Here is a 12,777-nt window from a genome sequence, read left to right as displayed (position 1 = left end):
AAGGCGGCGATTTACTAAATGGCGGCACCAGTTACTTGTTCCTCGTTGTCAAATAGAAAATACCTAAAATAGCGGCATAGGTACATGTGAACACCCTGGACGTAATTTTCATGGCTTCATCATCGGCAAAGATGTGGATGAAAAAATTAATGCCTAGAACGATACCGAAACCGATGTAGAGTCCTCTGTAAAATTCGGAGTAAATCCCCGTCTTTTTATCCGCTCTATCTGGGTGCTCCCTATCGTCCTTTATTCTGAGCAGGAGCATCATAATTACGAAATACAAAATGGCACCAGAAAAGGCAATCTCCTGTATGAGCGGATTGGGGATAAAAAAGTAAGCAAAAATGGCGAATGCTACGATGATTGCCAGAATAACATAACCCATTGTCATTTTTTTCAATTCAAGTCACTCCTGTTTTAGAAAATTTTAATTGACAATATTATACATCATGATAACATACAATTGTATAATATTTCCTGTGGAAAGGCGATGGTATCATGTTTAAACGTTTTGGAATGAAGGCGTTGTCGCTGGTCACCGCAATTGCAGTTACTGTGTTTTCGTGGGGGAGCGTGGCAAGTGCAGCGGCAAGCCAAGAAAGTCTGCCAGTTAGTATAGAAACTTCACAGGCCGATCCGAATTTCGCTGAAGTGGAAAAAGCTCTTGCTGCAATCGAAAGATTGCCTGATGATGTCATTCAGCGCGGCTCTGATGCGATTATTGAATGGTTGAATACGAATACGGAGTTTAGAATTTCTGAATTTAAAACAAGCGGAACTTTTGGTTGCATTGCTGCTGTAGGGGGAGCTTTGGTAGGTCTTGTTTTTGCGCCAGCTAAAATTGCAAAAATTAAAGACGCTATTAAAGCAGGCGGCGGAACTGTGAAATTTGTGAAAAAAGTGGTCGAAACCTACAAGGTTGCAAGAGGATTGGGTTTGTCTAAGACGGAGGCTATCAAAATGGGTGTGCAAGATGCAGCCAAAACTGCCGGTAAGGAAATACAAGATGCTTTATTGGGTTTTTTTGGTATAGGAGCGATCTACTCCGCTTGTTTTGAATAAATCGGACTTATACATATAGGCCTCACATGGTGAGGTCTATTTTTATTTTGATTGCATCACTCCCTTATCGATATCCCTATTATTGTGATACTATTATATTATATGTAAACATTTTGTGATAATTGAATCATCGATTACTTCTATGATATGTGAAATATGCAGTATAAAGCAAAATGTTGCCCTCCGAAGCGGGATCTAAAAAGAGCTATTCCACTTCATGTTTGTATGAAGCGAATAGCTCTATTCGAGTTACACAATCGTTTCGTTCAACCAATGCTCCATCTTGTGGCGCCGTGACATTGAATACTTCTGTGCGTTTACGATGGCATCGAATGCATGGAATGGGGAATGCTGATGCTCGCTTCTTGCGCGCTCGCGCATCCACTCTAATGTCTCGGGATGGCGGGAGAAGATGGAGAGTTGTGCAACCAACTCCTCGGCATCCTCAGCACGGCACGCTACTCCGCTGCGGAGCAAGTAGCGGATATTATCCTGCTCTTGGCCAGGAAGCGGCTTATACACAAGCAGCGGAAGTTGCTGAACGACAGCCTCAGTCGTTGTAACGCCACCGGACTTTGTAATCATCAGATCAGACATCGCCATATACTCATGTACCGGCTTCACATACCCCTCAACGCGAACGTGGAGAGGACTGGCTTCAGCCCAGCGCTCTAACTGAGTTCGAAGCTTATCATTACGGCCGCAGATGACGATGAACTGCATCTCTTGTGCCCAGGAAGCATGTTCAATGAGCTCCAGCATGGATGGATCCAACAATCCGCAGCCGCCGCCCATAAGAAGAACGGTCATTTTAGATGGATTAAGCTCGTATTTCTTACGCAGTTCTGTTTTCGAATAGGATTCGTAAAAATCAGGACGTACTGGAATGCCTGTCATTTCAATGCGGGATTGCGGCACTCCCTGCTCAATTAATCTCGTCTTGGCATCATGAGAGCCAACCAAATACTTATCTGTATAGGGATGAAGCCAGAAGCTGTGATCCGTATGGTCTGTAATGACCGTTACGGCCGGGCAACCGATAATGCCGCGTTCCTTCAGCTTCGAGACGGCTGCACTGGCAGCAGGGAACGTACTGACAATCACGGTAGGCTTCATCTGCTCGATCAGCTTCATCAGCGGCCGCAAGCTTGTAAAGCGAACACCCTTCAACAGTTGTGCAAGCTTCCGATCTTTGCGTGTCATGTTGAATAAGTACCCGTACATGCTAGGGAACAGCTTCACCCATTGTACGAAGCAATACGTGCCTACACTGTGCAGATGAGGAGATACTTGCTCCATATAATCAACTACGTGAACGTCTGCTTCTGTACCATACCAGCGTTCAGCGGTTTCTTTAATTGCCTGTGCAGTTTGCATATGGCCGTGGCCAATCGATCCTGATAGAACCAGCACCTTCGCCCTGTGCGGTGTGGACGGTGCTTCCATCCGTTCGAACATGTTTGATAACACTCCTTCTTCGTGTTTGAATTCTCGTCTATATATATTCGATTGATTAACTATGCCAATCGTTTCCTTGTGATCTGGTACTAATATCGTATCCGATCTCCATTTTCTATAAAATGGCCCTCAGTTCGGTTATATACTAGACCTGAGTCGGGTATTCCGACTGGACTTTCTTCCAACTATATCCGCTAATAGTCCTATCTCCGTGAATATGACTATTACAAAAAGGGTATTCTCTTCAGTTGTTGAACCAGATTGGTAAAATTGTTCTATAATGAACGAGAAGGTCTGAGAAGGGTGTGAGTCTAGCATGCAGCACAAGCTGTTAATCGTAGAAGACGATGCCTCCATCGTAGAGATGGTGTCGGATTATTTGACGAGAGAAGGATTCTATGTAACGACTGCCAGCAATGGCGAAGAGGGCATGGCCATTTTCGCTTCCGATACATTTGACATGATGATTGTAGACTTAATGATGCCGAAGCTGGATGGATTTGAGCTGATTAAGCTTGTACGGGAACGTAGCGCGATCCCCATTCTTATCATGTCTGCAAAGGACAGCGATGTGGATAAGGCGCTTGGTCTTGGCTTCGGGGCGGATGATTATATTGCGAAGCCGTTCTCTATGATAGAGATTTCGGCAAGAATCAAGGCGGCAATCCGGCGGGCGACCAAGTATGTTCAGATCGAGATGTCGAAGCCCCCTGCTGAGCAGAATATCATTAAGATGGGTCATTTATTCATTGATCTCGATAACTATTTAGTACAGAAGCATGATGAAGCTATGAAATTGACTTCCAAAGAGTTCGATATTTTAAAATTATTCGTGACCAATCCAAATCGTGTGTTCACAAAAGCACAAATCTATAGTTTTGTATGGAATGATGAGTACTATGGAGATGAAAATGTTATTAACGTCCACATTCGCCGACTGCGAGAGAAGATAGAGGACGATCCGTCGAATCCAACCCATATTAAGACTTTGTGGGGGATCGGCTACAAGTGGGAAGGTTAAGCGATGATGATGACTATTCTCTTATCTATATGTATGGCGCTCCTATTGATCGTAGTCTACACGCAGTATGCGAATCGATCAAGACGAAATAAGCAATTAGTGGAAATTCGGAAGAAGTTAGAGCAAATTCATCAAGCGCAATCTGCTGAGAAGCTGTTGCTATTCACGGACGACAAACCGTTGATTGCAGTGATCGAGCAAATCAATCGCTTGCTTAATGATCATGAGAAGGCGTTGGCGGATTATGCGAGGACTGAGATGGCGATGAGGAAGATGATCTCGAACATCTCTCACGACCTCAAGACGCCGCTTACCGTAGTGCTTGGTTATTTGGAGACGCTTCGCATGAATAGTGAGCGTATGAGTGAAGAAGAGCGGAAACGCCTGCTAGCACGGGTACACGGTAAAGCATTGGAAGTGCTGGACTTGATACATACCTTTTTTGATTTGGCGAAGCTGGAATCTGGAGATAAACATGTGGAGCTGACTCGTGTGGATATGAGTGAAATATGCCGCAAGAACATTCTTCAATTTTATGAGCGGCTAACGATGAAGGGGTTCGATGTTGATATTCAGATTCCGGAAGGCTCTCTCTATGCAAGGGGCAATGAGGATGCGCTTGATCGCATGCTGAACAATCTCATTTCCAATGCTATTCATTATGGCGGGGAGGGGCTTATGCTGGGATTGTCCTTGCGCAGTGATGATACCCATGTATTCGTCGATGTATGGGATCGCGGCAAGGGGATACCGGAACAGCATCAAGACCGCGTATTTGAACGAATGTACACCTTGGAAGATTCCCGAAATAAAAATTATGAAGGCAGCGGCCTTGGTTTAACCATTACGAAGCGGCTTGCCGAATCGATGGGCGGATCAATATCGCTCTGGAGCAAGCCCTATGAAAAAACAATCTTTACAATTAAGCTCATGCGTATGTCTTGAGGTAAAGGTCAAACCGGATGAACGTAAGGAATTTGTAAGGGTTATATAAGAAATAAGAAATAGCTCATCTGTACAATGAGAACATCAGAAGAGATGAGAGGGGCAAGACAATGAGTTGCATTGTACGGACGCATCGAGTAACGAAGACTTATCAAGGCAGGGATGTCGTGTCAAATGTCAGCATGAATATAAAGAAGGGCGAGATATACGGATTCCTTGGTCCCAATGGCGCAGGGAAGACAACGATTATGAAAATGATGACGAACCTCATTCAGCCGACGAGCGGTGAGATTGAGATGTTTGGTGAGAAGCTGACCCCTTCGTCTTATTCTCTGCTGGCACGCATGGGAACCATTATTGAGCAGCCCATTTTCTATGACAGGCTTACTGCTCAAGAGAATCTGGAGCTTCATTGTGAATATATGGGCTATCATAACAAGAAGGCGATTGGCGAAGCGCTGGATCTCGTAGGGCTGCGCGGTATTGAACGCAAGTCCGTGAAAGATTTTTCTTTAGGAATGAAGCAGCGTCTGGGCATTGCTCGGGCTATAACGGTAAAGCCGGAGCTGCTGCTTCTCGACGAGCCTATCAACGGGTTGGATCCGATTGGCATTAAGGAAATTCGCGACCTATTCAAGAAGCTGTCGCATGAGTTCGGCATCACAATCTTGATATCCAGTCATATTTTAGGGGAAATGGAGCTGATAGCCGACACGATTGGGGTTATCAACCATGGCGTCCTGCTGGAGGAGGTATCGATGGAGCGGGTTCGTGCCCAGCAATCCGAATTCATTGAAGTTGTGACAGATCATGCGAATAAGGCAGCTTACGTGCTGGAAGAGACCATGCATATTTCAAATTTCCGTATCATCGACAATCGATTGATTCGAATTTATCAACGGGGTGTCTCTCAACAGGATATCACCAAGGCATTTGTCATGAATGACGTCTCTGTAGAGTCCGTGCATAAGAAGCACCATTCCTTGGAGGATTATTTTATGAAGTTACTGAATGGGGGGGCGCTTCATGAATAAGCTCATTCGATTGGAACTCCAGAAGTTTCGCTTCGGCACCTATATTCGTACGGCCATTTATATCACGATTGGTATTTTTCTCTTTATTATGCTAGGAATCTATGGGGCGGATGCTGGTGATAAAGCGTTCAAGGGTGTGTCAGACGTATTCAATCTCATCGATACGTTTGTAAAGATAGCCTTCATTATTACAGCTTCCGCACTGCTGAGCCGAATGGTTATTGATGAATTTAAAAGCAAGTCTATCACGGTCATGTTCATGTACCCGATTCCGCGAAAAAGAATGATAACAGCCAAGCTGATTATTGTTGTGCTATACACGTTCATATCTATGATACTGTCGAATATTGTCCTAATGTGCGGATTCCTCTTGTACAACTCCTACGCACATACAGTGGCAGGTACTGCGACGATAGGCGTTCTGACGCATCATGTGGCAAGCAGTGTCATTAGTGCCTTAGCAGCAAGCTGCTTAAGTCTCATTCCGTTATGGTTCGGTATGCGCAAATATTCATCGGTGGCGACCATTACGAGCTCTATCCTCATTGCAGCAATATTATGCTCGAATAATGGCGGGATGACGCTGTGGTCCATTCTCGCGGTACCATTCGCATTTGCGGTAATTGGTGTAGGGATAGCCTATTTGACTATTTGCAAGATCGATACGATCGACCTATACAAATAAGCCCAGAATCACTCATAACCATGATGTGGCAGCGTTGTGACACGTGATAAACCGTGACAAATTTCAGAATCGAAATGGAAAAAAGCTGCAGCACATTATAAGCTGCTTGTAAAGAGGAAAGAAGGCTCAATGCCTTTTTTCTTCTTTTTTTCACTTTTTTTCGACAGAATTGTGAAATTTGACACAATGTTCTTATTTTGATCAAGTTATTGCTTTAAAATTGTGATTAATATCACATTTCAGCGATCCCGCATCTGACAGAATACAACTGGAACATGTAATGAACATCATTGATCCCGTGTTCAACGAGGCATTACAGCCTATTCAACATAGAAATGAGAGTATAAATAGAAAGGTGGAAGGACAACGATATGTGGGATACGATCTTATTATCGCGCATTCAGTTTGCATCGACGACAATTTTTCACTTCTTCTTCGTACCAGTATCGATTGGTCTCGCATTGCTGATCGCAATGATGGAGACGATGTATGTTGTAAAGGGAAATGAAGAATACAAGAAGATGACGAAGTTCTGGGGGAAGCTGTTCCTCATTAACTTTGGAGTTGGTGTCGTAACAGGTATTATTCAGGAATTCCAGTTCGGGATGAACTGGTCGAACTATTCTCGCTTCGTCGGGGACGTGTTCGGTGCTCCGCTTGCAATTGAAGCATTACTGGCATTCTTTATGGAGTCAACGTTCATCGGCTTATGGATATTTGGGTGGGATCGTTTATCGAAAAAGGTGCACTGCTTGTGCATCTGGTTAGTTGCCATCGGTACAACGCTGTCTGCCTTGTGGATTTTGGCGGCGAACTCTTTCATGCAGCGTCCGGTCGGTTACGCGATTAACAACGGCCGTGCAGAAATGAACGATTTCTTCGCGCTTCTGACGAACGGGCAGTTGCTTGTGGAATTCCCACATACCGTATTCGGTGCATTCGCGACAGGCGCATTCCTGATTACAGGGGTGAGTGCTTATAAACTGCTGAAGAAGCAGGACGTTCCTTTCTTCAAAAAATCGTTCAAGATTGGTGTTATCGTGGCTACGATCTCATCCATTTTGGTTGCGGTCTTCGGTCACCAGCAGGCACAATATTTGATGCATACCCAACCAATGAAGATGGCGGCGAGCGAAGGCTTGTGGGAAACAAGTGACGACCCTGCTCCATGGACGGTATTTGCAGCAATCAATACAGATAAGCAAGAGAACAGCATGGAATTCAAAGTTCCATACTTGCTTAGCTTTCTATCTTATAGTAAATTCTCCGGTGAAGTCCGCGGGATGAAGGAATTGCAAGCGGAATATGAACAGTCGTATGGCCCAGGCAATTACATTCCACCAGTGAAGACAACATTCTGGAGTTTCCGCATCATGGTTCTTGCCGGAACATTGATGATTCTGCTTGGCATGTATGGATGGTACTTGGCAGCGCGCAAGAAGCTGGACAATCCAAATAAGTGGTTTATGCGCTTCATGCTCTATGCAATTTCGTTGCCGTTCATTGCGAATACAGCAGGCTGGATTATGACAGAAATTGGTCGCCAGCCATGGACAGTATTCGGTCTCATGCGTACAGAAGACAGTATTTCGCCGAGTGTGTCGGGCGGTCAGGTGCTATTCTCTCTCATCGCGTTCTCGACAATTTATACTGTGCTTGCTATCGTGCTTGTCTATTTGTTCGTTCGTGTAATCAAAAAGGGTCCGAATGAAGTCATGAAGGACGAGCATTCGAATGATCCGTTTGATCAGGAGGGACAACATGCTATCGCTTAATGAATTATGGTTTCTACTAGTTGGAGTGTTGTTTGTCGGATTCTTCTTCCTGGAGGGCTTTGACTTCGGTGTCGGCATGTCAACGAAGTTCTTGGCTCGTACGGATGGAGAGCGTCGCGTCTTAATTAATTCGATCGGCCCATTCTGGGATGCGAATGAAGTATGGCTGCTTACAGCGGGCGGTGCGATGTTCGCTGCCTTCCCGAACTGGTATGCTACGCTATTCAGCGGGTATTATACACCGCTTGTCGTTGTACTGCTTGCTTTGATCGGGCGCGGTGTCGCATTCGAATTCCGCGGCAAGAAAGAAACGGAACGTTGGAAGAATACATGGGATTGGGCGATTTTCCTAGGCAGCCTGCTTCCTCCATTCCTGTTCGGTGTTGTATTTGCGGGTCTAATCCAAGGCTTGCCGATTGACGGACAGATGGAAATGAAGGCTGGACTGTTCGATATGGTGAATGTGTACACCTTGCTTGGCGGGGTAACGGTTACGGTTCTGTGCCTTGTGCATGGCTTGATGTTCACTACACTGCGTACAATTGGCTCCCTGCAGGAGCGTGCCCGCAAGCAAGCGAAGATGCTGCTTGTTCCTCTGGCGGTATTGCTTGTCGCGTTCGGTGCGATGACGTACTTCAAGACAGATGTATTTGAGGTTCGCGGCGGTATTTTGGCGGCTGTGGCTGTTGTTGGGGTTATTGTTTATTTGCTAGCCGGTTTCTTCATGGCGAAGAAGCGGGATGGCTGGGCATTCGGTATGACAGGCGGCGTTATCATTTTAGCGATTGCATCTGTGTTTATCGGATTGTTCCCACGTGTTATGATCAGCTCGTTAGACAAAGCATTTGATCTGACGATTCATAACGCGGCTTCAGGGCCATACTCGCTTAAGGTCATGACGATTGTAGCATTAACCTTGCTGCCGTTCGTTCTTGGTTATCAAATTTGGAGTTACTTTGTCTTTCATAAACGGGTTCACGAGAAGGAGCATTTAGAATACTAATGGATAAAAATTTGCTCAAGTATAAGGGGGCAAGGCCGGCGATGTTCATCATTGCCGCCCTTACTCTCGTGCAAACATTATCCATCATAGGTCTGGCAATCAAGCTGGCGGAGGTTATCTCCGCCCTGTTTGCCGGCGCGTCGCTGCAGGAACAAGCCGGAAATATGGGTCTGTTCCTGCTTGCGTTTACCGTCCGTCAAGTGACGACTTTACTCATGCAGAAGGTAGCCTATAACTTCGCCGAGAAGACAGGGGTAAACTTGCGGCGTCAGTTGATGGATAAGCTGTTTCAATATGGACCTCGCTTCGCCAAGTCGGAGGGAACGGGTAATCTCGTTACGCTCGTGCTTGAAGGGGTCTCTCAGTTCCGCACCTATGTGGAACTGATTCTTCCTCGGATGATCGGTACAGGCATTACACCGATCCTTATTCTGCTTTATGTACTCACGCTAGATACAGCGTCCGGCATTATCTTGATTGTGACGCTGCCGATTTTGATTGTATTTCTGATACTGGTTGGTCTTGCTGCACGAAAACAGATGGATCGGCAATGGGAATCGTACCGCATTTTATCGAACCACTTTGTCGATGCGTTGCGAGGATTGGAGACGCTCCGCTTTTTGGGGCAAAGCCGCAAACACAGTGATACGATCGGGCAAGTGAGTGACAAGTACCGCTCTGCCACAATGCGTACGCTGCGTGTTGCCTTTCTCTCTTCCTTTGCGCTTGATTTCTTTACGATGCTGTCCGTTGCCTCTGTTGCAGTTGGACTGGGGCTTCGCCTTATTAATGGAGAAATGACGTTGGTTACTGGGCTTACCGTATTGATTCTAGCTCCAGAGTACTTCCTGCCTGTTCGCATGGTTGGTGCGGATTATCATGCGACATTGAACGGGAAAGAGGCGGGCAAAGCGATTGATTCGATCATTAAGCATGAAGAGGAAGCAAGGGGTAATAACACACAGCTTCCATCTTGCATGGTTTGGACGCAGGAGAGCGCCATCTCCTTGTCAGGCATAGGTGTTAAGCATGAGGTAGAGGGGCCTTCTTCATTGGAGGACGTCTCGTGTGAGGTGAAGGGTCTTCTGAAGGTTGGCATTGTCGGGGAGAGTGGGGCAGGCAAGTCCACACTCATTGATGTGCTTGGCGGATTCCTTCGGCCGACATCAGGGAAGTTTTCATTGAATGGCGTTGACGTTCCATCACTTGATGGGGAAGCTTGGCGTCAATTGACGACCTATATTCCGCAGCATCCGTATATTTTCAATTTGTCGCTTGCGGACAACATCCGATTCTACGTCCCTGATGCCTCTGATGAAGAAGTGGATCGCGCTATTGCAGAAGCAGGCTTATCTTCGCTTGTAGCGGAATTGCCGGACGGACGTAACGAGCTTATTGGTAATGGCGGCCGCTCGCTCAGTGGGGGGCAGGAGCAGCGTGTGGCGCTTGCTCGTGCATTCCTAAGCGACAGACCTGTTATGATGCTGGATGAGCCGACAGCGCATTTGGATATCGAAACTGAATATGAACTGAAGCAGACGATGCTGTCACTATTTCAGGGCAAGTTAGTCTTCCTGGCGACACATCGATTGCATTGGATGGAAGATATGGATTGGATTATTGTTATGGATCAAGGAAGGGTGGCCGAAACGGGCACACACGAGCAACTGCTTGAACGCCAAGGCGTGTATTACAGCATGTTGATTTCGCAGCAGGAGGGGATAGCGTGACACGTGAACAGAATCAATGGCTGCGTCCTTATTTGCGGCGCTACAGTGGTCGCTTCGCGCTCATTATATTCCTTGGCATGCTGACAGTGCTGTGCGCGAGCGCGCTTATGTTTACTTCTGGATTCCTGATTTCGAAATCAGCAGCACGGCCTGAAAATATATTAATGGTATATGTGCCGATTGTACTTGTGCGCACCTTCGGAATTGGCAGAGCCGCTGTGCATTATGTAGAGCGGCTTGTAGGCCATGATGCCGTGCTTCGTATTTTGTCGAAGATGCGAGTGCGCTTGTACCGGATTTTGGAGCCGCAAGCTTTGTTCATCCGCTCCCGATTCCGTACAGGCGATGTGCTGGGCGTATTGGCGGATGATATCGAACATTTGCAAAATGTATATGTACGCACCATATTCCCGAGTATTATCGCGATTGTGATGTATGCGGCCTGCATTGCGGCGCTAGGATGGTTCGATCTTCCGTTCGCATTGCTGATGGCGCTGTACATTGCCATTCTCGTCTTCATTCTGCCATGGATATCGCTCTGGTTCACCCGGCGGAAGCATCGCCTGATGAAGCAGGAGCGCAGCGGGCTATACCGGAAGCTGACAGATGCTGTCCTGGGCATGAGTGATTGGGTGATTAGCGGACGTGCGTCCCAATTTGTCGCTTCCTATGAAGCAGATGAGGCGCGTGTTGCTCGCATTGATTCTGATCTGCGTGTATGGGCACGGTGGCGGACATTGATCGCCCAATCGGTCGTCGGCTTGACGGTCATTACGATGGTGTACTGGGCAGGAGGGCAAGCAGCAGATGGGAATATGGCTGCTGTCATGATCGCAGCATTCGGGCTTGTCGTCTTCCCACTCATGGATGCCTTCCTGCCGGTATCGGAAGCGGTAGAGAAGCTGCCCCAATATGAGGATTCCCTTGACCGATTATCAGGCATGGGGGAGGCGGAGGTCGAGTCATCCGCAGGCTCTGAATCGAATATTTCGTCTGAGCAGCTGCAAAAGTCGCGTGAACAAGCGCATATCCGCTTGGATGAGGTGCGCTTCCGGCATGAAGGCTCTGCATCCTTAACGATAGATGGGATTACACTCGATATTCCACAAGGCAAGAAGGTGGCGTTGATTGGCCGAAGCGGCGCCGGAAAATCTACGCTGTCGACCCTGATTCAAGGGGCAATTGTGCCGGAGTCAGGAGACGTAACGATTAACGGCATTCGTGCTGATGAATTCGGAGCGCATATTCCTGAAATTCTGTCAGTGCTCAATCAGCGTCCGCATCTGTTCGATACGACAGTAGCCAACAATATACGTTTAGGTCGTCGCAATGCATCTGATGAAGAAATTCGTCAGGTTGCAGAGCGGGTTAAGCTGGATGGACTGATTGCTTCCCTACCGAAAGGGTATGATACAGCGATGATGGAGACGGGGCAGCGCTTCTCCGGTGGAGAGCGGCAGCGCATCGCGTTGGCACGCGTGCTGCTGCAGCGTACGCCAGTCGTCATTCTCGATGAGCCGACTGTCGGACTTGATCCGAAGACAGAGCACGATTTGCTTGCGACGATGTTCGAGACAATGGAAGGCAAGTCGCTGATCTGGATTACACACCATTTGGTTGGTGTCGAGCACATGGATGAGATTGTCTTTATCGAAAATGGCCAGATTGAAATGCGCGGTACTCATGCCGAACTCATGGAACATTACCCGCGGTATCGCAACCTGTATCATCTGGATCGTCCAGGTAAAGGGCCGCTGCAGTAGAAATAGAGCTGGTGCTTCTTAACTATAAAGAGGCACATGACAACCAAGATAGCATCAGGGGGAAGCGTCCTGGTGCTATTTTTATAGGGAAATTCGTTTCTACTGTGAACGATTTGAAATGTTCTTGATGAAGAGGAAGGAAGATAGACAAATTGAGCGAATTTCTTTTAATGAAAAGAGATTGCTAACTGCTGAAAAGGGGTAATAAAGAAGAGTGGCCCACTGTAGCTTGTCCTTAAATTCGAATACTTTGCCTTCAATAGCAGCATAATGAAGAAGGTATGTATGAAGTATGTCC

The 12,777-nt window shown here is 46.8% G+C and carries 11 protein-coding genes; 9 read left to right on the top strand and 2 right to left on the bottom strand.

The features are described from left to right. Window positions 1–31 precede the first annotated feature (31 nt). Window positions 32–394: a hypothetical protein gene (locus tag NO352_RS20860; RefSeq protein ID WP_483311857.1), complete on the bottom strand. Its 363-nt coding sequence runs from the start codon at window positions 392–394 to the stop codon at window positions 32–34. 107 nt (window positions 395–501) lie between these two features. Here NO352_RS20860 and NO352_RS20855 point away from each other — a divergent pair, with 107 nt between their 5' ends. Then, entirely contained in the window at window positions 502–1,065 is a 564-nt protein-coding gene (locus NO352_RS20855; RefSeq protein WP_289356682.1) for a hypothetical protein, read from the top strand. Between the two features lie 249 nt (window positions 1,066–1,314). On the opposite strand, the gene NO352_RS20850 is transcribed toward NO352_RS20855, so the two are convergent. Then, window positions 1,315–2,523 (bottom strand): MGDG synthase family glycosyltransferase, encoded by a 1,209-nt coding sequence (locus NO352_RS20850; protein ID WP_005545104.1) that lies wholly within the window; start codon window positions 2,521–2,523, stop codon window positions 1,315–1,317. A gap of 316 nt (window positions 2,524–2,839) precedes the next feature. Between NO352_RS20850 and NO352_RS20845 the strand changes: the two genes are divergently transcribed. The 8 genes from NO352_RS20845 (at window position 2,840) to cydC (ending at window position 12,479) form a co-directional block, all read left to right on the top strand. Continuing rightward, window positions 2,840–3,544: a response regulator transcription factor gene (locus NO352_RS20845; protein WP_005545102.1), complete on the top strand. Its 705-nt coding sequence runs from the start codon at window positions 2,840–2,842 to the stop codon at window positions 3,542–3,544. Window positions 3,545–3,553: 9 nt separating this feature from the next. Further along, the gene (locus tag NO352_RS20840) at window positions 3,554–4,489 is read left to right on the top strand and encodes a sensor histidine kinase (protein ID WP_268620349.1); all 936 of its coding nucleotides are present in this window, start codon (window positions 3,554–3,556) and stop codon (window positions 4,487–4,489) included. A gap of 110 nt (window positions 4,490–4,599) precedes the next feature. Beyond that, window positions 4,600–5,523, top strand: coding sequence for an ABC transporter ATP-binding protein (locus NO352_RS20835; RefSeq protein WP_005545099.1), 924 nt, complete (start codon window positions 4,600–4,602; stop codon window positions 5,521–5,523). Further along, window positions 5,516–6,208: an ABC transporter permease gene (locus NO352_RS20830; RefSeq protein ID WP_005545097.1), complete on the top strand. Its 693-nt coding sequence runs from the start codon at window positions 5,516–5,518 to the stop codon at window positions 6,206–6,208. Before NO352_RS20835 ends, NO352_RS20830 begins: the two co-directional genes overlap by 8 nt. Window positions 6,209–6,579: 371 nt before the next feature. After that, the gene (locus NO352_RS20825) at window positions 6,580–7,983 is read left to right on the top strand and encodes a cytochrome ubiquinol oxidase subunit I (protein WP_005545095.1); all 1,404 of its coding nucleotides are present in this window, start codon (window positions 6,580–6,582) and stop codon (window positions 7,981–7,983) included. Next, on the top strand, window positions 7,970–8,986 hold the full coding sequence (gene cydB / locus NO352_RS20820; RefSeq protein WP_005545093.1) for a cytochrome d ubiquinol oxidase subunit II: 1,017 nt from the start codon (window positions 7,970–7,972) through the stop codon (window positions 8,984–8,986). The genes NO352_RS20825 and cydB overlap by 14 nt, the downstream gene beginning before the upstream one ends. Further along, window positions 8,986–10,716, top strand: coding sequence for a thiol reductant ABC exporter subunit CydD (gene cydD, locus NO352_RS20815; RefSeq protein ID WP_268599034.1), 1,731 nt, complete (start codon window positions 8,986–8,988; stop codon window positions 10,714–10,716). Before cydB ends, cydD begins: the two co-directional genes overlap by 1 nt. Then, the gene (cydC, locus tag NO352_RS20810; protein ID WP_289356681.1) at window positions 10,713–12,479 is read left to right on the top strand and encodes a thiol reductant ABC exporter subunit CydC; all 1,767 of its coding nucleotides are present in this window, start codon (window positions 10,713–10,715) and stop codon (window positions 12,477–12,479) included. Before cydD ends, cydC begins: the two co-directional genes overlap by 4 nt. Window positions 12,480–12,777 lie beyond the last annotated feature (298 nt).

Source organism: Paenibacillus sp. S-12 (assembly GCF_030363895.1).
Classification (GTDB): domain Bacteria; phylum Bacillota; class Bacilli; order Paenibacillales; family Paenibacillaceae; genus Paenibacillus_B; species Paenibacillus_B alvei.
The sequence above is the reverse complement of the archived record's forward strand: the minus strand, read 5'-3'. Positions and strand labels throughout refer to the sequence as shown.